At 74.1% G+C, this 22,758-nt stretch carries 21 protein-coding genes; 5 read left to right on the top strand and 16 right to left on the bottom strand.

The features are described 5' to 3' along the window. Positions 1–20 precede the first annotated feature (20 nt). The 8 genes from HGA03_RS03240 to HGA03_RS03275 form a co-directional block, all read right to left on the bottom strand. Complete coding sequence (locus HGA03_RS03240) at positions 21–1,253, bottom strand: ABC transporter permease (RefSeq protein ID WP_168628733.1); 1,233 nt, start codon at positions 1,251–1,253, stop codon at positions 21–23. Beyond that, complete coding sequence (locus HGA03_RS03245; protein WP_210732091.1) at positions 1,250–1,987, bottom strand: ABC transporter ATP-binding protein; 738 nt, start codon at positions 1,985–1,987, stop codon at positions 1,250–1,252. The genes HGA03_RS03240 and HGA03_RS03245 overlap by 4 nt, the downstream gene beginning before the upstream one ends. Then, positions 1,980–3,209, bottom strand: coding sequence for an efflux RND transporter periplasmic adaptor subunit (locus HGA03_RS03250; protein WP_168628734.1), 1,230 nt, complete (start codon positions 3,207–3,209; stop codon positions 1,980–1,982). The genes HGA03_RS03245 and HGA03_RS03250 overlap by 8 nt, the downstream gene beginning before the upstream one ends. Before the next feature lie 156 nt (positions 3,210–3,365). Continuing rightward, the gene (locus tag HGA03_RS03255) at positions 3,366–4,898 is read right to left on the bottom strand and encodes a DUF7059 domain-containing protein (RefSeq protein WP_239073595.1); all 1,533 of its coding nucleotides are present in this window, start codon (positions 4,896–4,898) and stop codon (positions 3,366–3,368) included. Between the two features lie 201 nt (positions 4,899–5,099). Further along, a complete protein-coding gene (locus HGA03_RS03260) occupies positions 5,100–5,756 on the bottom strand; it encodes a histidine phosphatase family protein (RefSeq protein ID WP_168628735.1) in 657 nt (218 codons plus the stop codon). 26 nt (positions 5,757–5,782) lie between these two features. Continuing rightward, positions 5,783–6,193 (bottom strand): hypothetical protein, encoded by a 411-nt coding sequence (locus tag HGA03_RS03265; RefSeq protein ID WP_168628736.1) that lies wholly within the window; start codon positions 6,191–6,193, stop codon positions 5,783–5,785. Between the two features lie 38 nt (positions 6,194–6,231). After that, positions 6,232–8,529: a sodium-translocating pyrophosphatase gene (locus HGA03_RS03270; RefSeq protein WP_168628737.1), complete on the bottom strand. Its 2,298-nt coding sequence runs from the start codon at positions 8,527–8,529 to the stop codon at positions 6,232–6,234. A gap of 144 nt (positions 8,530–8,673) precedes the next feature. Continuing rightward, entirely contained in the window at positions 8,674–9,027 is a 354-nt protein-coding gene (locus HGA03_RS03275; protein ID WP_168628738.1) for an STAS domain-containing protein, read from the bottom strand. A gap of 213 nt (positions 9,028–9,240) precedes the next feature. On the opposite strand from HGA03_RS03275, the gene HGA03_RS03280 reads away from it, so the two are divergent. Continuing rightward, entirely contained in the window at positions 9,241–11,943 is a 2,703-nt protein-coding gene (locus HGA03_RS03280; protein WP_168628739.1) for a DEAD/DEAH box helicase, read from the top strand. A gap of 23 nt (positions 11,944–11,966) precedes the next feature. Here the strand turns inward: HGA03_RS03280 and HGA03_RS19255 are convergent, their stop codons facing one another. The 7 genes from HGA03_RS19255 to HGA03_RS03315 all read right to left on the bottom strand — a co-directional run bounded on the left by HGA03_RS19255 (position 11,967) and on the right by HGA03_RS03315 (position 16,741). Further along, on the bottom strand, positions 11,967–12,518 hold the full coding sequence (locus HGA03_RS19255; protein ID WP_345719329.1) for an Rv3654c family TadE-like protein: 552 nt from the start codon (positions 12,516–12,518) through the stop codon (positions 11,967–11,969). Next, positions 12,503–12,844 (bottom strand): TadE family type IV pilus minor pilin, encoded by a 342-nt coding sequence (locus HGA03_RS03290; protein WP_168628740.1) that lies wholly within the window; start codon positions 12,842–12,844, stop codon positions 12,503–12,505. The genes HGA03_RS19255 and HGA03_RS03290 overlap by 16 nt, the downstream gene beginning before the upstream one ends. A gap of 16 nt (positions 12,845–12,860) precedes the next feature. Beyond that, entirely contained in the window at positions 12,861–13,424 is a 564-nt protein-coding gene (locus HGA03_RS03295; protein ID WP_239073593.1) for a DUF4244 domain-containing protein, read from the bottom strand. Positions 13,425–13,559: 135 nt separating this feature from the next. Continuing rightward, positions 13,560–13,979, bottom strand: a complete 420-nt coding sequence (locus tag HGA03_RS03300) for a type II secretion system F family protein (RefSeq protein ID WP_168628741.1) — start codon at positions 13,977–13,979, stop codon at positions 13,560–13,562. A gap of 97 nt (positions 13,980–14,076) precedes the next feature. After that, the gene (locus HGA03_RS03305) at positions 14,077–14,748 is read right to left on the bottom strand and encodes a hypothetical protein (protein ID WP_168628742.1); all 672 of its coding nucleotides are present in this window, start codon (positions 14,746–14,748) and stop codon (positions 14,077–14,079) included. Positions 14,749–14,876: 128 nt separating this feature from the next. Next, entirely contained in the window at positions 14,877–16,043 is a 1,167-nt protein-coding gene (locus HGA03_RS03310) for a TadA family conjugal transfer-associated ATPase (protein ID WP_168628743.1), read from the bottom strand. After that, a complete protein-coding gene (locus tag HGA03_RS03315) occupies positions 16,040–16,741 on the bottom strand; it encodes a CpaE-like family protein (protein WP_168628744.1) in 702 nt (233 codons plus the stop codon). Before HGA03_RS03315 ends, HGA03_RS03310 begins: the two co-directional genes overlap by 4 nt. Before the next feature lie 428 nt (positions 16,742–17,169). Between HGA03_RS03315 and HGA03_RS03320 the strand changes: the two genes are divergently transcribed. Beyond that, positions 17,170–18,021, top strand: coding sequence for an HAD family hydrolase (locus HGA03_RS03320; RefSeq protein WP_168628745.1), 852 nt, complete (start codon positions 17,170–17,172; stop codon positions 18,019–18,021). A gap of 177 nt (positions 18,022–18,198) precedes the next feature. On the opposite strand, the gene HGA03_RS19260 is transcribed toward HGA03_RS03320, so the two are convergent. Further along, positions 18,199–19,092, bottom strand: coding sequence for a Fic family protein (locus HGA03_RS19260; RefSeq protein WP_168628746.1), 894 nt, complete (start codon positions 19,090–19,092; stop codon positions 18,199–18,201). Between the two features lie 104 nt (positions 19,093–19,196). On the opposite strand from HGA03_RS19260, the gene HGA03_RS03330 reads away from it, so the two are divergent. Genes HGA03_RS03330 through HGA03_RS03340 form a run of 3 tightly spaced genes read left to right on the top strand, consistent with a single transcriptional unit; the run spans position 19,197 to position 22,688 of the window. Continuing rightward, positions 19,197–20,630, top strand: coding sequence for an NAD-dependent malic enzyme (locus HGA03_RS03330; RefSeq protein ID WP_168628747.1), 1,434 nt, complete (start codon positions 19,197–19,199; stop codon positions 20,628–20,630). Between the two features lie 40 nt (positions 20,631–20,670). Then, positions 20,671–21,789 (top strand): 23S rRNA (uracil(747)-C(5))-methyltransferase RlmC, encoded by a 1,119-nt coding sequence (gene rlmC / locus HGA03_RS03335; RefSeq protein WP_168628919.1) that lies wholly within the window; start codon positions 20,671–20,673, stop codon positions 21,787–21,789. Positions 21,790–21,845: 56 nt separating this feature from the next. After that, a complete protein-coding gene (locus HGA03_RS03340) occupies positions 21,846–22,688 on the top strand; it encodes a formate/nitrite transporter family protein (RefSeq protein WP_239073592.1) in 843 nt (280 codons plus the stop codon). Positions 22,689–22,758: the final 70 nt, after the last annotated feature.

Raw genomic sequence — 22,758 nt, forward strand, 5'->3', positions numbered from 1 at the left:
TCTCCTCAGGGATGGCACGGTCACTCCGACCGCAGGGCGTCGATGGGCGCGAGCTTCGCCGCGCGGGTGGCGGGGTAGACCCCGAAGACGATGCCGATCGCAATGGCGATGGCGACCGAGCCGCCGACCGCCAGCCCGGAGACGACGATCGAGGTGTCCAGTGCGGAGGGCAGGGTCACGGCGCCGACGACGCCGAGCACCGCGCCCAGCAATCCGCCGGCCAGGCCGAGCACCGCGGCCTCGACCAGGAACTGCCGGCGGATCGCCCACGGTGGGGCGCCGAGCGCCTTGCGCAGGCCGATCTCTCGGGTCCGCTCGGTGACCGAGACCAGCATGATGTTCATCACCCCGATCCCGCCGACCAGCAGGGACAGGGCGGCGATGCCGGTGAGCAGCACGGTCAGGGTCTGGTAGACCGACGTGGCGGTGCTGACCAGCGAGTCCTGCGAGTCGATCGTGAAGTCGGCCGCGTCGGCGTCGGTGATCCCGTGCAGGTTGAGCAGCAGGGTTTGCGCCTCCTGGTACGCGGCGGACAGCTGGTCCGAGGACGCGGCCTGGACGTAGATCGTGCTCAGCGAGTTGCGGTCCAGCCCGCCGGAGATGGTGTTCGCGGCGGTGGTCAGCGGCACCACCACGATGTCGTCCAGGTCGGCGTCGGTGCTGGACCCCGCGGAGTTCAGCACGCCGACGATCTGGAACGTGGTGTCGGCGATGGTCAGCGACTGGCCGACCACGTTGGTGGTGCCGAACAGCTCGGTCGCCGTGGTCTGGCCGATCACCGCGACCAGGGCGCCCGCGTCGTCGTCCTCGGTCTCGAAGAACTCCCCGGAGACCACCGAGCGGGACCGGACGTCCAGCCAGTCGACGGTGGTGCCGACCACGGAGGTGGTCCAGTTGGTGTCATTCGCCTCGACCGAGGTGGAGGTCTCCTTCTCCGGGGCGACCGCGCCGACGTCCGGGGCGTTCACCGACGAGTCCAGCGCCTCGGCGTCCGACCGGGTCAAGGTCGCCGCGGTGCCGAAGCCGCCGCGCATGCCGTCCGAGTCGGTGCTGGACCCCGGGGTGACGATCAGCAGGTTCGACCCCAGCGAGCTGATCTGCTCGCTGACGTCCTTCTGCGTGCCCAGTCCGAGGCCGACGGTGAGGATCACCGCGGCGATCCCGATCAGGATGCCCAGGACGGTCAGCAGCGAGCGCAGTTTGTGCCCCCGCACCGCCGACCAGCTGGTGCGGAAGGTCTCGGCCCAGCTCATCGGGCATTCACCTCGTCCGACTGCACCAGGCCGTCCTTGACGAACACGATGCGGCGGGCGCGCTGGGCGACCTCGAGTTCGTGGGTGATCAGCACGATGGTGCGACCGGCGGCGTGCAGCTCGTCGAACAGCGCCAGCACGTCCTCGGTGGAGACCGAGTCCAGGTTGCCGGTCGGCTCGTCGGCCAGGATCAGCGCCGGCTCCCCGACCAGGGCCCGGGCCACGGCGACCCGCTGCTGCTGGCCACCGGACAGTTCGCCCGGCCGGTTGTCCAGCCGGTCGCCCAGACCGACCCGCTCCAGCGACGCCACCGCCCGTTCGCGCCGCTCGGTGCCGGGAACGCCGCGGTAGACCAGCGGGAGTTCGACGTTCCGCCAGGCCGCCAGGGAGGGCAGCAGGTGGAACTGCTGGAACACGAAGCCGAGCCGGCGATTGCGGACCTCGGCCAGGTCGACCTCGTCGAGTTCGCCGACGTCCTCACCGGCCAGCCGGTACTCGCCCTCGGTCAGCACGTCCAGGCAGCCGATGATGTTCATCAGGGTGGACTTGCCGGAGCCGGACGGGCCCATGATCGCCACGTACTCCCCGGTGCCGATCCGCAGGTCGATGCCGCGCAGCGCCTCGAACTCGATCGTCCCGGAGCGGTAGGTCTTGCGGGCGCCGGCCAGCTCGATCACCGGGTCGCCGGGGGTGCCCGAGCCGGCGGGCTCACGGTCCAGCAGCAGCTCAGCCATTGCTGCCACCGCCCATCTGCGGCATCTGCGGCATCTGGCCGCCGCTCGGCATCTCCGGCATCTCACCCGAACCGAAGTCGGGCATCTGGCCCTGCTGCTGGCGGTCCCCGGACTGTTCGGAGTTGCCGCTGCCGGGGGTGAACGTCGTGACCAGCACCTCGTCGCCCTCGGACAGGCCCTCGGTGATCTCGGTCATCGTGCCCGAGGTCTCGCCGACGGTGACCACGGTGGTGACCTGCTCGCCGTCAGCACCCTCCTGCTTGACGACGGTCTGGCCGTCCTCCGTGGTCACCGCGGCACTCGGCACGGCCAGCACATCCGTCCGCCGCTGGTAGATGATCTCGGCGGTGACGGATGCGCCGTCGTGCAGGCCTTCGGGGGAACCGGTGACCTGGATCGTCACCGGGTACGACGCCACCCCGCCGGAACTGGTGGACACCAGGCCGATCTCGGAGACGGTGCCGTAGACGGTGTCGTCCAGCGAGTCGCCGGTCAGTTCGACCTGGTCGTCGACCGAGATCAGCGCGACGTCGGTCTCGTCCACCGTGACGCTCGCGGACCACGACTCGGTGCCGATGATCACGAACTGCGCGGTGGAGCTGGAGCTCGAACTGGAGGACGTCGTGGTGCCGGTCATGCCGGTCATCCCGGTGGAGGCGTCCGCCGAACCGCCGGTGGAGCTGCTGCTGCTGCCGACCGAGTCGCCGACCTCGACGTTGACCTCGGTGAGCAGGCCGTCGACCGGGGCGGTCAGGGTCGCCCCCGCCATGTCCTCCTCCGCCTGGTCGTAGGCGGCCTGGGCGACCTCGACCTGGGCGCCGAGCGAGGCGATCTGGGCGTCGGAGCTGTCCGAGCCGTCCGCCTCGTCCTGGGCGTTGGACAGGTTGGCCTGGGCGCTGACCAGCTCGCTCTTGGCGGCGAGCAGGTCCGCGTTCAGCTGCAGGGTGTCCACGGTGGCCAGCTGCTGGCCCGCGGTCACGGTGTCCCCGGCGGAGACGTCCACCGAGGCGACGGTGCCGGGCACCTCGAAGCTCACGCTCTCCTGCACCGCCGGGGTCAGGGTCCCGGACGCCGACACCGACTGTTCGAAGGTCGTGGTGCTGGCGGCGACCGCGGAGGTCGTCTCACCCGAGGCGGCGGTGGCCGGGTCGCTGCGGAAGCCGAACCAGTACACCCCCGTCCCGGCGACCCCGAGCAGCACCACCAGGCCCACGATCCGCACCCATGGGCGGGTCCGCCTCCACAGCGACAGCATGTTCTCCCTCACGACGGTCCGATGACGCGGGGAGTCGCACACTCGACCCGCGCCGCTGACCCGACGCTAAGGAGCGGTCCTGGGGCGGCCGTAGCACGAGGCTGTGGCCAGGCTGTGCAGGAGTCAGGTCAGCAGCAGACCGTCCGTCAGCAGGCCACGGACCTCGGGCAGCACGTCGGCCGCCACCGCCTCGGCACCCACGCCGAGCAGCGCGCCCAGTGCCCCGACGATCTGGCCCACCGACAGGTCCCCGTCGCACGCCCCGACGAAGCCGGCCAGCGCGGTGCCCACCTGCACGGTCCGGCCGAAGCCACCGCCCTGGCGCAGCAGCACGATCTGCGGGTCGGTGTCGCCGGGCCGCAGGTAGCGCTCCTCGGTCACGTCCGGCGCCACCCGCAGGTGCAGCCCGGACAGCTCGGCGTCGGTCAGCGCGGTTTGCCGGTCGTGCGCGGCCAGTGCCGCCGAGATCACCGGGCCGAGCGGCTGGCGCACGGTGCCGGTCACCTCCTCCAGCCGCCGCAGGCTGGTGGTCCGGCCGTCCCGGGGCCGGTGCAGCACCACGATGCCGAAGCCGATCGCCTCGACGTCCCGCTGCGCGAAGTCGTCCAGCCAGGCGCCGTACCGCTCCCGCCAGCCCGCCGGGTCCCGGTCCGGGGAGGTGCCGCCGTCCCGGATCCAGGTCTCCGCGTACTGCGCCGGGTCCTGGCTCTCCCGCTGGATCACCCAGCCGTCCAGCCCCGACTCGTCCAGCCAGGCGCCGACCCGCTCGTGCCAGTCCTCGCCGCGCCGGATCTCCCAGTTGCCCAGCAGCTGGGCCACCCCGCCCGGGGCCAGCACGTCGCCGACCCCGGTGATCAGCTCGCGCACGATCGCGTCGCCGGTCCGGCCGCCGTCCCGGTACTCGTACTGCGGTACGTCCTCCCGGCCGCGCGGGGTGATCACGAACGGCGGGTTCGACACCACCAGGTCGAAGCGCTCACCGGCGACCGGCTCCAGCATCGACCCGGCCCGCAGGTCCAGCTCCACCCCGGCCAGGGCGGCGTTGAACCGGGTGAAGTCCAGTGCCCGGGCGGAGATGTCGGTGGCGGTGACGTGCGCGCTGTGCCGGGTGGCGTGCAGCGCCTGGATGCCGCAGCCGGTGCCGAGGTCCAGGGTCCGGGCGCGCGGGTCCCGCACGGTCACCTGCGCCAGCGTGGTCGACGCGCCACCGACCCCGAGCACGTGATCGGCGCGCAACGCCCCGCCGGTGGCCAGTTCGCCCAGGTCGGAGGCGATCCACCAGTCCACCTGGCCGGCACCGTCCGCCGCCTGGTACGGCCGCAGATCCACCCGCGCCCGGACCGCATCGCCGTCACCCTCGACCAGCCCGAGCCGCTCCGCGCCGGACGATCCCAGGGTGGGCAGCGCGGCGTCCAGGGCGGCGCGGGTCACCTCGGCACCCAGCACGAAGGCGCGGATCAGGGCCGCGCGGGGGTCGGTGCGGTCGCCGGTGGCGCGCAGGGCGGGCAGCGGCTCCTCGCGGTGCAGCGCGGCGGCGGCCATCGGGCCCAGCAGGTCCTCCACCCCGTCGACGGTGAAGTCCGCCCCCGCCAGATCGGCGCGCAGCGCGGCGATCAGCTCACGGTCGGCGGTCGGGGCGGCGGGGTCGGAGTGCACGGGGTCATCCTCCCCGATCCGGGCCCGGGCGTCCCGGGCCACCCCCCTGAGCCGCGGTCCGCCCGCATCGCCTCACGTCCCCTGGGGGTCGGCGTTGAATGCGGAGAACCTGCTGCGATTCCGGCGATTCGGGCGGCAACTTCTCCGCATTCAACGGGTGCGCTGCCCGGGCGGGGCTGGGTGGGGGGGCCGGGTTCGGCGTCAGGTCAGCGGGACCGGGCGGCCACCCGGGCCGTCGCCGGGGACCGCGGAGGCGTGCGGCACGACCTCGTCCTGCCAGGCGGTGACCTGCCAGTCGCCCGGGGTGCCCTCCAGGGTGACCACCCCGGTGTTGTCCAGCCAGCGCTCGGCGGCCTCGGCCGGGTCCAGGTTCGCCCCGCGGGTGACCGCCCACAACCGGATGATCGCGCCGTGGCTGACCAGCGCAGCCTCCGGCACCCCGGTCCCGGCGACCTCGGCCACCACCCGGTCGTAGCGCTCCAGCGTCCGGTGACCGTCCTCGCCGCCGGGCATCACCCGGTCCAGGTCGCCGGCGGCCCAGGCGATCATCGTGCCGAGGTACTGCTGCACGGAGGCCGGGTCGGTGCGCATCTCCAGGTCACCGGCCAGGATCTCGCGCAGCCCTTGCCGGAGCTGCACCTCCAGCCCGTGCGGGCGGGCGACCTGTGCGGCGGTCTGCCGGGCCCGGGTCAGATGCGAGGCGTACACGGCGGCAAGCGGCCGGTTCGCGAACACCCGGCCGACCGCCCGGGCCTGCCGCTCGCCCTCCGGGGTCAGCGGGGCGCCCGGCTCGTCGGTGTCCAGGGCGTGGGTGAGGTTGGACGGGGTCTGCCCGTGCCGGATCAGGTGCAGGCGCATGGTCACTCGGCTGGTCACTCGGCTGGTCACTCGGCGCAGTGCTCGGCGACGTAGGCCGACACCCGGTCCGAGGCGTCACCCAGCTCGGTGGAGCTCACCTGCTCGGAGAACTCGCCGACGGCGGCTGCGACGGCCTCCTGGTCGTCGGTGTCCACGCCCTCCAACCGGTCGGACAGGTCGGAGAACAGTCCGCCCAGCGTCGCCCAGTCGTCGGCGATCTCCGCCGGCGGGTCGGCCTCGGCGAAGCCGGTGCTGATCTGGGACACCGCGTCGGCGAACCCGCCCGCGTCGTCGCCGAGCGCGCCGATGGCGTCGATCTCGGCCAGCGACGACTCGCTCTGGTCGCAGAACGTGGCGGCCTCGTCGTCCCCGCCACCGGTACAGGCGGCGAGCGGGATCAGGAGGGCCAGACCGGTCAGGGCAGGTGCGAGGCGCATGCCGCCAGCCTGCCTCACCCGGGCGGAACGGTCGAACCTCATACCCGCGAGTCCACCGCGTCCGCCGTCACCTCCGCCGCGGTGTCCACCCGGGCGGCCCGCAGCCGGGACATGATCACCGCCCCGAAGGCGACCCCGGCCGCGATCAGCGCGATGCCCAGCCGCAGCGGCTGGTTCGCGTCGTCGCCGACACTGACCGCCACCACCGCCGGGGCGATCAGCAACGCCACCAGGTTCATCACCTTGATCAGCGGGTTGATCGCCGGGCCCGCGGTGTCCTTGAACGGGTCGCCCACGGTGTCGCCGATCACCGCCGCCTCGTGCTCCGGCGACCCCTTGCCGCCGAACCGTCCGTCCTCGACCAGCTTCTTCGCGTTGTCCCAGGTGCCGCCGGCATTCGCCAGGAACACCGCCATCAACACCCCCGCGCCGATCGCCCCGGCCAGGAACCCGGCCAGTGGCCCGACCCCGAGCCCGAAGCCGACCGCGATCGGGGCGGACGCCGCCAGCAGCCCCGGGGTGGCCAGTTCCCGCAGCGAGTCCCGGGTGCAGATGTCCACCACCCGGCCGTACTCGGGCCGCTGCTGACCGGTCATGATCCCGGGCAGCTCCCGGAACTGGCGGCGCACCTCCAGCACGATCGCCCCCGCCGCCCGGGTCACCGCGTCGATGGCCAGGCCGCTGAACAGGAACACGGTCGCCGCCCCGAGGATCACGCCGACCAGGGTGATCGGGCTGATGATCTGGTAGTCGGTCATCGCCAGCACGATGTCGCCCGGCACCGCCGTCAGGTCGAGGTCGGCGATCGCGGTGCTGACCGCATCGGCATAGGAACCGAACAGCGCGGTCGCGGCCAGCACGGCGGTGGCGATCGCGATCCCCTTGGTGACCGCCTTGGTGGTGTTGCCCACCGCGTCCAGGTCGGTCAGGATCTGCGCGCCCTCCTCGGTGACGTCGCCGGACATCTCCGCGATCCCCTGCGCGTTGTCGCTCACCGGGCCGAAGGTGTCCATCGCCACGATCACGCCCACCGTGGTGAGCAGCCCGCAGCCGGCCAGCGCGACCAGGAACAGCGACAGCGCGATCGACCCGCCGGCCAGCAGGAACACCCCGCAGATCGCGGCGGCGATGATGCCCGCGGTGTAGACCGCCGACTCGAAGCCCACCCCGATGCCGGAGAGCACCACGGTCGCCGCCCCGGTGCGGGTGGTCCGCGCCACGTGAATGGTCGGCTTGGAGTCGGTGCCGGTGAAGTAACCGGTCACCCACAGGATCAGTCCGGCCAGCAGCACCCCGATCAGCACCGCCCCCGCCGCCACCCAGCGCGGATCGCCCGGGTGGTCCGCCAGGCCGGCGGTGCCGTCCAGCGCCCCGAAGCTGGACGGCAGGTAGACCAGCGCCGCCAGCCCGGCCAGCAGCGCCCCGGCCACCGCCGCGATCGCGAACCCGCGGTTGATCGCGGTCAGCCCGCTCTCCGACCCGCGCACCCGGGTCACCAGCACGCCCAGCGCCGCCACCACCGCACCGATCGCGGTCACCAGCAGCGGGAACACCAGCCCGTGCTCGCCATAGGCCGCCCGGCCGAGGATCAGCGCCGCCACCAGCGTCACCGCGTAGGACTCGAACAGGTCGGCCGCCATCCCGGCACAGTCGCCGACGTTGTCGCCCACGTTGTCCGCGATGGTCGCCGCATTGCGCGGGTCGTCCTCCGGGATGTGCTGCTCGACCTTCCCGACCAGGTCCGCGCCGACATCGGCCGCCTTGGTGAAGATCCCGCCGCCGACCCGCATGAACATCGCCAGCAGCGCCGCCCCGAAACCGAAGCCCTCCAGCACCGCCGGCGCCTGGCCGCGGTACAGCAGCACCACCGCCGCCGCACCCAGCAGGCCCAGCCCGACCACGCTCATCCCGACCACCCCGCCGGTCCGCAGCGCGATCCGCGCACCCTCCGCGCGGCCGCCGGGCCGGGACGCCGCGGCAGCGACCCGGACGTTCGCCCGGGTGGCCAGCCACATCCCCAGGTAGCCGATCGACGCGGAGAACGCCGCCCCCAGCAGGAAGAACACGCAGCGGCCGATCTTGACGCCGGCGTCCCCGGGCAGCAGCACCAGCAGGAGCAGCACCACTACCGCAAACACGCTCAGCGTTCGCAACTGCCGGGACAGATACGCCTGCGCGCCCTCCTGGACCGCCAGCGCGATCTCCCGCATGGACGCGCTGCCCTCGTCCGCGGCCAGCACCTGCCGCCGCAGCACCAGCGCGATCACCAGCGCGGCGACCGCCACCACGGCGACCACCGCGACGATGACCAGACTGCCCGAGCCGAGATCGACCATCGTTCCCCCTCGCCCACGGCGCACCGGGTGGCGGCGGCCGCGGCGGATCGAGCCCGGCCCCGTTGCCGAGCAGAGCGACACTGTAGGACGAAGGGGGATTTTTCGCTTGCATCCGGGTGAATGGGATCACCCACCCGGCCTCGTTCAGTCCTCGGCGACCCCCGGCGCGTTCAGCGCCTCGTCCCGGGTGGCCCGGACCGTGAACACCTGGTCCAGCGAGGTGATCCGGAAGACCTTCAGCAGCCGTTCGGCGTCGATCACCAGCTGGAGCTGCCCGTCCAGCCCGCGGACCCGCTTCAGCACGCCGACCAGGAGTCCGAGCCCGGTGGAGTCCATGAACCGCACCGCGGTCAGATCGACGACCAGGTCGGTCCGGCCGGCATCGACCAGGGCGGTCAGCCGCTCGCGCAGGGCAGGTGCGGTGTAGACGTCGACCTCTCCGGTGACGTCGACGACCGTCCGGCCGTTCCTGGTGGTGCTCGACACAGTCACGTCCACGAGCTGACTCCCTCCCTGCTGAGAGCATTCAAACAGACCGACACGCACGCAGTCAGCGGTGCAATCACCCACCACAGGGTGTGTTCTGCCACGCAAAACGTTGTCGGGTACACGGGATATCCGGTCGCGGGCCCGTGATTTTGGGTAGGCGAGCCCACTCTGCGGAGTGTGCGCCGTCGGTGGCGACCACCGCGTCGCCCCGCAGGGGTGAGGATGTTCACCGTGGACTCCCTCCTGGACCGGCTGCTCGCCGACGGCCGGCGCGACGGCCGGCTGACCCACCTGCGGGAGCTCCCCCAGCGCGAGGGCCGGACCGCCCCCTGGCCGGACTGGGCCGACCCCGCCCTGGTCGCCGGGTACCGCATGCTCGGCGTGGCGGAGCCGTGGCAGCACCAGGCCGACGCCGCGCAGGCCGCCTGGTCCGGGCAGCACACCGTGCTGTCCACCTCCACCGGGTCCGGGAAGTCGCTGGCGTTCTGGCTGCCCGCGCTCACCGCCGTCCGGGCCGGGCAGCACGTCCCCGCCGCCGACCGCGGACGGATCGAGACCGTCACCCGGCGCGGCTCGGTGCTCTACCTGTGCCCCACCAAGGCGCTGGCCGCCGACCAGCTCAGTGCGGTGGACCGGGTGCTGACCGCCGGCGGGATCCGCGACATCCGGGTCACCACCTGCGACGGCGACACCGCCCGGGAGGAACGGCGCTGGATCGCCGACCACGCCGACGTGGTGCTGACCAACCCCGACTTCCTGCACTTCGCCCTGCTGCCGCAGCACCGCCGCTGGTCCCGGCTGCTCGGTTCCCTGCGGTACGTGGTGCTCGACGAGTGCCACGCCTTCCGGGGCGTGTTCGGTGCCCACGTCGCCGCGGTGCTGCGCCGGCTGCGGCGACTGGCCGGGCTGTACGGCGCCGACCCGGTGTTCCTGCTCGCCTCGGCCACCACCGCCGACCCCGCCGCGAGTGCCGGCCGCCTGATCGGCGCGGACCCCGAGCTGATCCACTCCGTGCACCAGGACGCCTCCCCGGCCGGTCGCAAGACGATCGCGCTGTGGCAGCCGCCGGAGCTGCCCGGCGTCACCGGACCGTGGTCGGAGCTGGTGCCGGAGGAGGACCCGTGGGCGCTACCGCTGCCGGAGGTGCCGGTGGACGTCGACCGGGAGTCGGACGCCGGGGCGGGCGGGGGTGCTCCGCCGCAGGAGACCGCCGCCGACGGGACGGTCGAGGGTGACGTGCACGGGCGGACGGGTGCCGCGACCGGGGCGGTCGGGGGTGCCGCGGCCGGTGGAGGCGTCCCGGGTGTCGACGAGCCCAGCGCGGCGGGTGGCACCGAGAGTCGCGGCGCGGCGGGTGGCACCGAGAGTCGCGGCGCGGTGGGCGACGCGGAAGGCCACGGCCCGGTGGGCACCGGCGAGGACGTGGTGGCCGAGGACACCGAACGACCGCGCCGATCCGCCACCGCCGAGACCGCCGAACTCCTCGCCGACCTCACCGCCGCCGGCGCCCGGTCACTCGCCTTCACCCGCTCCCGCCGCGCCGCCGAGTCGGTCGCCACCGTGACCCGCGAGCACCTCCGGCCGATCGACCCCGGTCTGGCCGCCGCGGTCGCCGCCTACCGCGGTGGCTACCTGCCCGAGGAGCGGCGCGAGCTGGAGGAGGCGATCCGCACCGGTCGGTTGCGGGCGCTGGCCACCACCAATGCGCTGGAGCTCGGGGTGGACATCTCCGGCCTGGACGCGGTGGTGATCGCCGGCTGGCCGGGCACCCGGGTGTCGCTGTGGCAACAGGCCGGCCGGGCCGGACGGGCCGGGGCCGACGGTCTGGTGATCCTGGTCGCGCGGGAGGACCCGCTGGACACCTACGTCGTGCACCACCCGGAGGCCGTGCTCGACGCACCGGTGGAGGCAACGGTCTTCGACCCGGGCAACCCGTACGTCCTCGCCCCGCACCTGTGCGCCGCCGCCGCCGAGACCCCGTTGCGCGCCGAGGAACTCGACCTGTTCGGGCCGCACACCCGCGAGCTGCTGGACGTCCTGGTCGCCCAGGGTGCCCTGCGCCGCCGACCCTCCGGCTGGTACTGGACCCATCCCGAGCAGGCGACCCGGCTCACGGACCTGCGCGGTACCGGGGGCGACCCGGTCCGGGTGGTGGAGTCCTCGACCGGCCGGTTGCTCGGCACCGTCGACGCCGCCTCGGCCGACTCGACCGTGCACGACGGGGCGGTCTACGTGCACCAGGGAGCCGGCTACGTGGTCTCCGAGCTGAACCTGGCCGACGGAGTGGCACTCGCCGAGCGGCGGGACGTCGACTACGGCACCTGGTCCCGCTGGCTCACCACGGTCGAGATCCAGGAGACGACGCAGGAGCAGCACTGGGGTCCGATCACCTGGGGCTTCGGCGTGGTCGACGTGACGACCCAGGTGATGAGCTACCAGCGCAAGCGCATCCCCGACCTGCAGGTGCTCGGCGCCGAGACCCTGGACCTGCCCGCCCGCACGCTGCGCACCACCGCGGTCTGGTGGACCGCGCCCGCCGAGGTGCTGGAACAGGCCGGGGTCACCCAGGAGCTCGCGCCCGGTGCGCTGCACGCCGCCGAACACGCCTCGATCGGCCTCCTTCCCCTGCTGGCCACCTGCGATCGCTGGGACCTCGGCGGCGTCTCGACCGCGATGCACGCCGACACCGAACAGGCCACCGTGTTCGTCCACGACGCCTACCCCGGTGGGGCGGGCTTCGCCGAGCGCGGCTTCGACCTCGGGACCACCTGGCTGCGCGCCACCCGCGACGCGGTCGCCACCTGCCCGTGCCGGACCGGCTGCCCGGCCTGTGTGCAGTCCCCGAAGTGCGGGAACGGCAACAACCCCCTGGAGAAGGCGGCGGCGGTCCGGCTGCTGGACGCGGTGCTGTCGCACACCGGCTGACCGGGGCATAGCCCTCGGACCCGTCAGCGACCGCCGCCCCGGGCGGAGGCGGGACCAGCCCGGGCCGCAGCGGTCGCCGTACCGAACGGCACCGACACCACCACCTCGATCCGGACCACGCCGCCCTCGATCAGCGCGCAGCTGTGCGGGACGGCTCCGTTTCGCCGGACCACCTCCTCCGCCAGCGCGCAGCCGTCACCGGTGCCACGCAGCGCGGTCGCCCCGGCGATCGCCGCCAGGTCCGCAGCACTCTGCGCCCGGCCGCGCGCCTGCTCCGCCTGACCCAGGAGAGCGAGCCAGCCGATCAGGACCAGCACCGAGGCGATCACCGCGAGCGCCAGCACCGACCCCGACCCCCGGTCACGGTCCGCGCGGTGGTCGCGCTCCGCTGGTCCACGCCGAGGTCGCGGTCCCGCGCCGGTGTGCGGTGTCCCGGCCCGGGCCCGTCGAGTTGCCTCGGCGGTGATGCTTCGACCCACGCAGTCGCTGCGGCGGTCATGGTCCGGCCCGCACCGTCCGCCGTGCCACGTACGACCCGATCCGGCCATCACCGCCGCGATCACGGTTCGGCCCATGCGGTCGCCGCAGCACTCACGGTGATCGCGCCGACGACCGGGAGGCTGGGGCCGAGGTCGCGGTGCACCACCACCTCGACCCAGCCGTCCGTGCGATGCACCGCGACCCGGACCCCACCACCCCCGACCCGCTCGGCCACCTCGGCGACGACCTGATCCGGCTCGCCGATGGCGGCGCTCCTGGCTCCGGCCCGCGCGGCGTCGGCGCACCGCATCTGCGCCACCGCACAGGACGCGATCACCAGGAGCGCCGCGATCAGCAGGGTCACCACCGGGAGCACGACGGCGAACTCGGCGGTGACGGCCCCGCGCTCGCGGTCGTCCACCGACGGTCCGCGTCGCTCACACCGACAGCGCACCGCGGACGAGGCCGGTGAGTGCCTCCCGCACCTCGGCGGAGGTGAGGATGACGATCAGCAGGCCCGCGAAGCCGACCGCCGCGAGCAGCACCACCGCGTACTCGGCGGTGGCCATGCCCGCGTCGGGCAACCCACGCCGCCACCGGCGCCGGGGCCGCGTGGGAGCCGCGGGCGTGCGGAGCTGGACGACCTCCGCCAGCGGAGCCTCGTCGGCGGACTCGACCTGACCGGGCCGGCGGGCGCCGCCGAGCAGGGTCTGGTGCGCGGTGATCGTCGCAGCGGCGACATCGGCACGGGTGCTCCGTTCCTCCGCCGGACCGCGCTGCTGCGGGATCTGGGTGCCGCACTCCTCCGGGAACCACGGCCCGCGCGGCTCCTGGACCGACGGGCTGCGCTGCTCCTGGACCGACGGGCTGCGCGACTCCTGGATCGACGGACTGCGCGGCTCCGGAGGGACCGGGTCGTGCTGCTCCTGGAGCGACGGGCCGTGTTGCTCCGGGGTCCGCGGTCCGTCCGCCTGGGTCCGGGTCATGTGCTCGACTGTCATCTGTCCTGCTCCCCAACTCCGGCCCTTTGCCGGTCAGCACGACCCTCGCCGCCCGGCGCCCTCGCTCCCAGGGGGTGGGCGGCCGCCTGGGGACCACGGCGCCACAACACCCCCTGTGGACAGGGGTGCGGCCCGTCATCCGGCGAGGCGGCCGGCCAGGGAGATCAACACCGGCACCACGCCGATCAGCACGAACGCGGGCAGGAAGCAGAGCCCCAGTGGCAGCACGAGGCGCACCCCCAGCTTCGAGGTCGCCTCGCGGGCCCGTCTCCGCCTGGCCTGTCGCTCCTCGACCGCGGCGGACCGCAGTGCCGGGGCAGCCGAGGCACCGGTGGTCCAGGCCGGTTCGAGAGCGGTCCGCGCCGGGCTCATCGTGGGTGGCACGTCGGACCAGGCGGCGGCCCACTCCGCGCCGAGCAACAGGGCGGCGGCAACCCGGCGCAGCGGCTCACCTCCGGGGCCGAGCGCCGCACCGACCGTGGCCAGCGCGCGGGGCAGATCGGCACCGGCCTCCACGGCGGTGGCGAGCAGGTCGAGGACGAGCGCGGGGTCCACTGGCTCGGCCGCACGAGGCGCCACGCGGGTGCGGACCGGCCGACCGGATACGGGGAACAGCAGGAACACGGCGCACCCCGCGAGCGCCGCGACGAGCTCAGCGCCGGCCGGCATCGACGCTCCCCGCCGCGCGAGCCCGGGCCACCAGTCGCCCGATCCACCACCGCCCGAGCAGCGCGCAGGTGCCGCCGAGCAGCAGGCAGAGCGACCCGACACCGCCGTCCAGGAGCACGGCCAGCGGGGCCGCCCCGACGACCACCCCGAGCAGGACACCCCAGAGCGGGAGCCAGCTCAGCAGCCGCACGGTCTGGCGTGGCGCGGCGAGGGCGGCGGCGGTCTCGGCCTCGGCCTCGTGCTCGGCCTCGACGGTGCGGATCGCCCGCTCCAGCACCGGTGCCAGCGGGGCGCCGAGTTCTGCGGCGACCCGGCACGCGGCGAGGACCGACCCGGCATGGCGGGCAGCCACGATCGCCGGAGCAGCAGGAGCAGCAGCGACGCGAACGGCAGAGGTCGTGGGGGTGGCGGAGACGGCAGCGACGGGGCCAGCCGGAGATGCGGCACGGGCGGAGGCAGCAGCGCGCGTGCCGACGGCGGAGGCGGCGCCCCTCGCGATCCCCACCGCGCGCAGCAGCACGTCCAGCTCTGGCACCCCGTCCGGCCCCACCCCCACGCCGAGGTGCGCCTCCCACACCACCGCGGGCGACCCGCCAGCCCGCAGCCCCGCCGCGACCGCCCCCAGCAACCGGATCAACTCCGCGGTCGGCGACACCGATCGGCGTCGCCCCGGCACCCGCAGACGGCGAGCCCGACCCGGCCGGACCCGTGCGGCGGCGGGTGCGGGCCCGGCGAACCACAGCACGGCGAGCCCACACAGCCCTCCCACCAGCGCGGCGCCGGTCACCTCGTGCGCCAGCCGATCCGATCGGCCAGCCGCGACCACCCCGGGCCGGCGGTGGCAGCACCGCCCGGGGGCGACAGCACCGCCGGTTCGACGGTGAGCGTCCCGCTGCCCGGGTCCCGGCCGACCACGGCGACCTCGGTGACCCGGCGGCGACCGCCGACCCGGCGGAGGTGGATCACGGCGTGCAGGGCGCTGACCGCCTGGGCGGCAACCGCCTCGCGGGTCATGCCGGCGAGGGCCCCGAGTGCCTCCAGCCGGGCCGGGATGTCCTGGGCGGCGTTCGCGTGCACGGTGGTGGCGCCGCCGTCGTGCCCGGTGTTGAGGGCGCCGAGCACTTCACGCACCTCCGGCCCGCGACACTCGCCGAGCACCACCCGGTCGGGTCGCATCCGCAGCGACTCGCGCACCAGGTCGGTCAGGGTGATCTCCCCGGCGCCCTCGACGTTCGCGCGCCGGACCAGCAACCGGATCACGTGCGGGTGCTGCGGGGCCAGTTCGCCGGACTCCTCGATGCACACGATCCGTTCGGCGGGGTCGACCAGGGAGAGCAGGGTGGACAGCAGGGTGGTCTTGCCGGTGCCGGTGGCGCCGGAGATCAGCAGGTTCGCCCGCGCGGCGACCAGGGCAGCCAGCACCGCATCGACGCCGGAGGCGAGCGTCCCGCCGTCGACCAGGTCGGCGAGCGTGAACGGGCGGTGCCGCACGACACGCAGCGACAGCAGGGTGCAGCCGTCGGCGACCGGGGGCAGCACGGCGTGCAGCCGGGTGCCGTCCGGCAACCGAGCGTCCGCCGTGGGCCGGGCGTCGTCGAGCCGCTGTCCCCCGGTCGCGGCCAGCCGCACGGCGAGCATCCGTACGGCGGCCGGGTCACCCAGGTCGATCGGGACCGGTCGCAGGGCACCGGCGCGTTCGGCCCAGACGTCCTGCGGGCCGTTGACCACCACGTCCGTGACCTGGGGGTCGTCGAGCAGCGCTTGCAGCGGCCCGGCACCGACGAGTTCGGCGCGGAGCAGGCGGGCGACCTGGTCGACGGCGGCACTGCCCACCACGGCACCGGTGTCCCGGAGCGCGGCGTCCAGGCGCTCGGGCGTGACCGGTCCCGGCTCGTGGGCCAATCGGGCACGGACCGCGTCGACCAGACCGTCGTCGGCGGCCGGGTTCATGCCAGTTCCCCGGTGAGTCGGCGCAGGGCAGCGACCGTGCGGCGGGCCGCGACCGGACCCACCCCGGCGTCGACCGACCGGGCGATCGTCCGCCCGCCCGGCAGCTCGCCCCACCAGGGCAGGCCGAGGGCGGCGGCGATCTCGGGGCCGCCCAGCCCGCCGGGGGACGGTCGCCGGGTGACAATCCCGGTCCGGGCCCAGGCCGGCAGGTGCGGCAGCAGGTGTCGCGCCCCGGCGACCGCGGGCATGTCCCGGGGTACGACCAGCACGATCCGGTCGCAGTGCTCCGTCGCCGGGGTGGTGCCGTCGCGGGCCAACGCCACCCGATCCAGGTCGACCACCACGCTGTGATGACCGCGGCGCAGGGCAGCCAGCACATCGGTCTCCACCCGGTCGGGGATGGGTCCCGGTCGCCGGTCATCCGGGGCGAGCAATCCGCACCGGCGCCAGCGCCGCAGGGCCGCGGCGAGCTGTCCGGGGTCGACGTCACCCCGGGCCTCCGCCAGATCCGGCCAGCGCACGCCGTCGTCGTGTTCGGTGCCCAGCACCACGTCCAGCGCCGCGCACGGACCGACCTGGACCAGCACGGTCCGGCCGTCCCGGGCGAGGGCATGCGCCAGCAGGGCCGCGAGGGTGGAGGCGCCCGCCCCACCCCGCGCACCGAGCACGCCGATCGCCCCCGCGGGCTCTGCCACCATCCGTCGCTCCCTCCGGCCGGTGGCTACCGTCTGCCGTACCGATGCCCCGAGCCCAGCCCTCGTCCGGCTGCCTGGGGACCACCGCGGCGCGCACACGGGTGTGGACAGGTCGTCGGCCCGGTTTCGCGCGGATACGCTCGGCTTTCGCGACACCCCGTTCGCCCTCAACCCCCGCCATCCCGATCCGCACCCCAGCCACAGGGAGCCGAGCCACCTCACCCGCCCCGCAGCACACGGCCGGCCCACAACCTCCCGGCAGACGCCCGACCCAGCACCGCCCGCGCACCCCCACAGCACAGCTCCGATCCAGCACACCGCACGGCTCGACCGCACACCGCACGGCCCGATCGCACGCGCTTCCCGCCCTTCGCACCCCCCCGCGCCCTCGCCACCCCGCCCCGCCCAGCCCGGGACCGACAGGAGCCCGCATGACCTCCCCGCAGTCGCCCGCCCCGGACCCCACCCACCGGCGCGCCGCCGCGTTCTTCGACCTGGACAAGACCGTGATCGCCACGTCCAGCGCCTCCGCCTTCGCTCGCCCGTTCCTGTCCGGCGGCCTGCTGACCCGGCGGGCGGTGCTGCGCTCGGCCTACGCGCAGGTGACGTTCCTGCTGGGCACCGCGGACGAGGGGCGGACCGAGCGGCTGCGGCTCGCGCTGTCCCGGACGGTCACGGGGTGGCGGGTGGCCCGGGTGGAGGAGCTGGTCGAGGCGCATGTGGACCGTGCGATCCGGCCGGTGCTGCAGCCCGAGGCCGAGCGGTTGATCGCAGAGCACCACGCGGCGGGTGAGGACGTGGTGATCGTGTCCGCCTCGGCCACCGAGCTGGTGCGGCCGATCGCCCGGCTGCTCGGGGTGGACCGGGTGATCGCGACCGCGATGGCGGTGGAGGACGGGCGGTACACCGGCGAGATCGACTTCTACGCCTACGGGCAGGCGAAGGCGGTGGCGATGCGGCGGCTCGCCGAGCAGGAGGGCTACGACCTGGCGGCGAGTTCGGCGTACACCGACTCGGTCACCGATGCTCCGATGCTGGCGGCGGTGGGTCACGGGTACGTGGTGAACCCGGACCGGGGGCTGCGCCGGCTGGCGGCGGCCGAGGGCTGGCAGACGCTGCGGTTCCGGGGCGCGCGGGTCGAGGTGCAGGCACGGCGGCGACTGCGGGCGGTGGCTCTGGTGGCGGCTGCGGTCACGGTGGTCGCGGCGGGGATCGCCGCCGGCGTGCGGCGCGGATCGATGGGTGAGACGCGATCCCACCAAACGGACAAGCCGAGTCTGTGACCTGCGGGTTTATCGCGAACCCTTCCACTGAGGCCTGGTCCGTGCTGTGATCGGTCTCACAACAGAATGGTCTCGAAGGCACCCACGCGCGATCCGCCCACGCATAGGGCGCGTCGACCGGGCTGGTCCCGTAGCGACGTCTTCACTGCACGCCTGATCACCCTCGAGACCATATGTTCAGCGACGGCGCTCCTCGTGGGCGCCGTCGTCTGTGTGTTCCGGCGGCAGACCGACCGGCGACTCGCCCAGCCGGCCCGCCAGCACCGCGTCCGCCACCTCTCGGCCCACCTGCGCCCCGGCCAGCACCGAGCGCGCGCAGAACGTGATCCACCCGGCCACCCCCTGCGCGGTGCCGGTGGAGAATCCCGCCGCGGCGCCCAGGTACGGGTTCGGCGCCTGGGCCCAGCCGCTCTCCGCGACCACCGCCCCGGTGGGGTCGAGCCCACGCCGGACCAGGACCAACCGGGCGGCCGCCCGCGCCACCACCCCGTTCCCGGCGGCGAACGGCCGCAGCGCCAATAGTTCGCCGTGCAGCACCGAGCCGGCCACCAGCGCCGGGACGCCGGTCGCGGCGAGAGTCCGGCTCAGCAGCGTCATCCGGCCGGCCAGCGCGTCGCCGTCCGGTGCCGGTCCGAGGCCGGTCAGATCGCGGGGCTGGTCGCCGGTGCGCAGCCGGCCCAGTTCCTCGTCCGGCAGCAGGTCGCGCATCGCGGCGGTGTGCAGCCGGGCGAGCAGTTCGGCGAGTGGCGGCACCGGCGGTCCGCTGCGAGCGCCCAGGTCCGGCCGCCAGCGTGCTGCCAATGCGGTCGCCCGCAGCGCTCCGGCGGCCACGGCCAGATCGGGGTCGTCGGCGGCCGACCCCACCGCCAATCGCCGCACGGCGGTGAGCGGGACCCGGGCACCCTCGACCGCCGCGCTGCCTCGCACCGCCCGCAGGTCGGCCTCGGCCCGGATCTCCCGCCAGCGGCGCCGAAACCCCTCGTGCCACCGCAGGTCCTCGCATCCGCTCCGCGCGGCGTCCACCGCCTCCGCCACCCCGTCGAGCCCGAGCAGTCCGGCCAGGGGGTCCACGGAACTCCGCACCGACCCGCGACCGGGCCCGGACCCTCCTCGTTCCGCCACGCGCACACCCTAGTTCCGGGTGCGACGCGCGTGATCCAGGCCACAATGGCCGGATGTCGACGCCGACCGTGTCCTCGTCCATCACTGCCCGCCTGCACATCCAGGCCCGACCCACGGCGGTGAGCGAACTCACCGGGGCGATCGAACGGACCGGCGGGATCGTGACCGCGCTGGACGTGACGGCCTCCGGCCAACAGGGCCTGACCGTGGACGTCACCTGCGCCACCAGCGGCCAGGAGCACGCGACCCGGATCGTCGAGGCGGTGCGCGCCCTGCCCGGCGTGGAGATCGAGCGGGTGTCCGACCGGACGTTCCTGATGCACCTGGGCGGCAAGCTCTCGATCGAGCCGAAGGTGCCGCTGCGCAACCGCGACGACCTGTCGATGGCCTACACCCCCGGGGTGGCACGGGTGTGCGAGGCGATCGCGGCCCGGCCGGACGACGCCCGCCGGCTGACCATCAAGCGGAACACCATCGCGGTGGTCACCGACGGCAGCGCGGTGCTCGGGCTCGGGGACATCGGGCCGCTGGCGTCGCTGCCGGTGATGGAGGGCAAGGCGGCGCTGTTCAAGCGGTTCGCCGGGATCGACGCCTTCCCGCTGGCACTGGACACCCAGGACGTGGACGAGATCGTCGAGACGGTGGTGCGGGTGGCGCCGGTGTTCGCCGGGATCAACCTGGAGGACATCTCCGCGCCCCGCTGCTTCGAGGTGGAGCGGCGGCTGCGCGAGCGGCTGGACATCCCGGTGTTCCACGACGACCAGCACGGCACCGCGATCGTGGTGACCGCGGCGCTGACCAACGCCCTGCGGGTGGTCGGCAAGCGGATCGAGGACGTCCGGATCGTGCTGTCCGGCGCGGGCGCGGCGGGCACCGCGGTGCTGAAGTTGCTGCTGGCGGCCGGTGCGCGGGACGTGGTGGTGGCGGATGTGGACGGCATCGTGCACCCGGACCGGGAGCTGGCCTCGCCGGAGCTGCGCTGGATCGCCGAGCAGACGAACCCGCGGCGGCAGTCCGGGAAGCTGGCGGGTGCGGTCGCCGGGGCGGATGTGTTCATCGGGGTCAGCGCCCCGGACATCCTCACCGGCGAGGACCTGGCGACGATGAACCCGGACGCGATCGTCTTCGCGCTGGCGAACCCGCGGCCGGAGGTCGACCCGGTGGTGGCCGCCGAGCACGCCGCCGTGGTGGGCACCGGCCGCTCGGACGTCGCGAACCAGATCAACAACGTGCTGGCCTTCCCCGGGGTGTTCCGCGGCCTGCTGGACGCCCAGTCGCACGCGATCACCGACGACATGCTGCTGGCCGCCGCCCGGGCGCTGGCCTCGGTGGTCACGCCGGAGGAGCTGAACCCGGCGTACATCATCCCGAGCGTCTTCCACCCGGACGTCGCGGCGATCGTGGCGGCGGCGGTGACCGAGGTAGCGCTGGCGGGCAGCGAACCCCGGGCGGACACCGGCGCGATCGCCGCCCTGCCGGGGTTCTGAGCGCCGGGCACCGGCTCCGTACGATGGGCCGGTGCCGCGCCTGCTCTGCCCCCACTACGACGCCTTCCGGTGCCGTAGCTGCACGCTGATCGAGCGCGACTACGACGACCAGGTGCGCGGCAAGCAGGCCCGCTGCGAGGAACTGCTCGGCCCGGGGATCGCCTGGCTCGACCCGGTGCTCAGCGCGCCGGCGGGGTTCCGGAACAAGGCGAAGCTGGTGGTCGGCGGCACCGCGGCGGCCCCGACGCTCGGCATCCTGGACCCGGAGGGCGCCGGCATCGACCTGCGCGACTGTCTGCTCTACCCCCCGCAGTTGCAGGCCGCCTTCGGACCGCTGGCCCGGTTCATCACGCTGGCCCGGCTGGAGCCCTACGACGTCCCGGCCCGGCGCGGCGAACTGAAGAACCTGCTGGTCACCGTCTCCCCCGACGGCGAGCTGATGGTGCGCTTCGTGCTGCGCAGCACCGAGGCGCTGGCCCGGATCCGCAAGCACCTGCCCACCCTCCAGGCCGAACTGCCCACCCTGGCGGTGGCGACGGTGAACGTCCTGCCCGAGCACCGGGCGGTGCTGGAGGGCGCGCGGGAGATCGTGCTGACCGGCTCGGACACCCTGCGGATGCGGCTGAACGGCCTCGATCTGCACCTGCGCCCGCAGAGCTTCTTCCAGACCAACACCGAGGTCGCCGCCGCGTTGTACCGCACCGGCCGGGACTGGGTGGACGCGGTGGACCCGCGCACCGTGTGGGACCTGTACTGCGGGGTGGGCGGCTTCGCGCTGCACGTCGCCGCGCCCGGCCGTGCGGTGACCGGGATCGAGTTGAGCGCCGAGGCGATCGCGTCGGCCGAGCAGACCGCGGCGGAGTCCGGGCTGCCGGGTCTGCGGTTCGCGGCCGGGGACGCCACCGACTTCGCCCTGACGGCGACGGCCCCGCCGGACCTGGTGATCGTGAACCCCCCGCGCCGGGGGATCGGCTCCCGGCTGGCGCAGTGGCTGGAGGGCTCCGGCGTCCGGCACGTCCTGTACTCGTCCTGCAACGCCGTCTCGCTGGCGTCGGACCTGGCGGCGATGCCGTCGCTGCGGCCGACCACCGGCCGGCTGCTGGACATGTTCCCGCAGACCGGGCACTTCGAGGTCGCGGTGATGCTGCGCCGGGACTGACGAATCGGGCTTTTCGTCCCATGACTACCGCTTGTGAATGCCGGAGCATGGACGTCGTGCTCACCGTGACCCAGGCGCTCGACTACCAGACCGGCGCCGCGCGGACCAAGACCGACCTCGCCCGTCGACCCTGGGTGTACCTGGTCAACACCATGCTCGCCGGGATGTACATCGGCATCGGCGTCGTGATCATGGTGACCGCCGGCGGCCCGCTGAAGGACGCCGGTTCCGGCCTGGCGCCACTGGTGCAGGGCATGGTCTTCGGGGTGGCGCTGACCATCGTGGTGGTCGCCGGTGGTGAGCTGGCCACCAGCGCGATGATGATCTTCACCCAGGGCGCGCTCCGCCGGACGATCAGCTGGGGCCGCGCCGGGGCGACCCTGCTCGCCTGCCTGGCCGGGAACCTGTTGGGCGCGATCCTGCTGGCGGTGATCCTGCACCTGTCCGGCACCCTCGGCCCGGACACCCCGGCCGGCCGGGCGATCGCCGGGATGATCGAACACAAGGCCGCGGAGAGCAACGTGCAGCTGTTCTTCAGCGGCGTGCTGTGCAACCTGATGGTCTGCCTGGCGATCTGGTGCGCCGGGCGGCTGCAGAACGAGGTCGCCAAGATCATCGTGATCTTCGCGTGCGTCATGGTGTTCATCACCTCGGGCTTCGACCACGTGGTGGCGAACATGACCACCTTCAGCCTGGGCATCCTGGACGGGGTGCCGCACGCCGGGATCGGCGAGTTCGCCCGGAACGTGCTGTTCGTCGGGCTGGGGAACCTGGCCGGTGGCGGGCTGCTGGTCGGTGCCGCGAACGTGGTCGCCGCCTCCCCGGCGCCCGCCGCCGACCCGGTGCTGCCGCCTGCCCCGCTGGACGCCGTGGACCGGGTCGAGCGCATCGGCGCCTGAGCGATCCGGCCGCTCCCGGGCGTGCCGCCGCGCGTCATCCCGTCCCGCCGCCTACCGTCGAGGCACCACA

Source organism: Cellulomonas denverensis (assembly GCF_012396125.1).
Taxonomy (GTDB): Bacteria; Actinomycetota; Actinomycetes; order Actinomycetales; family Cellulomonadaceae; genus Cellulomonas; species Cellulomonas denverensis.

Coding starts and splice junctions, on each gene's coding strand:
- HGA03_RS03240 (WP_168628733.1), bottom strand. CDS start 1,253: ATGAGCTGGGCCGAGACCTTCCGCACCAGCTGGTCGGCGGTGCGGGGG.
- HGA03_RS03245 (WP_210732091.1), bottom strand. CDS start 1,987: ATGGCTGAGCTGCTGCTGGACCGTGAGCCCGCCGGCTCGGGCACCCCC.
- HGA03_RS03260 (WP_168628735.1), bottom strand. CDS start 5,756: ATGCGCCTGCACCTGATCCGGCACGGGCAGACCCCGTCCAACCTCACC.
- HGA03_RS03265 (WP_168628736.1), bottom strand. CDS start 6,193: ATGCGCCTCGCACCTGCCCTGACCGGTCTGGCCCTCCTGATCCCGCTC.
- HGA03_RS03270 (WP_168628737.1), bottom strand. CDS start 8,529: ATGGTCGATCTCGGCTCGGGCAGTCTGGTCATCGTCGCGGTGGTCGCC.
- HGA03_RS03280 (WP_168628739.1), top strand. CDS start 9,241: ATGTTCACCGTGGACTCCCTCCTGGACCGGCTGCTCGCCGACGGCCGG.
- HGA03_RS19255 (WP_345719329.1), bottom strand. CDS start 12,518: ATGGGCCGAACCGTGATCGCGGCGGTGATGGCCGGATCGGGTCGTACG.
- HGA03_RS03295 (WP_239073593.1), bottom strand. CDS start 13,424: ATGACAGTCGAGCACATGACCCGGACCCAGGCGGACGGACCGCGGACC.
- HGA03_RS03310 (WP_168628743.1), bottom strand. CDS start 16,043: ATGAACCCGGCCGCCGACGACGGTCTGGTCGACGCGGTCCGTGCCCGA.
- HGA03_RS03315 (WP_168628744.1), bottom strand. CDS start 16,741: ATGGTGGCAGAGCCCGCGGGGGCGATCGGCGTGCTCGGTGCGCGGGGT.
- HGA03_RS03320 (WP_168628745.1), top strand. CDS start 17,170: ATGACCTCCCCGCAGTCGCCCGCCCCGGACCCCACCCACCGGCGCGCC.
- HGA03_RS03330 (WP_168628747.1), top strand. CDS start 19,197: ATGTCGACGCCGACCGTGTCCTCGTCCATCACTGCCCGCCTGCACATC.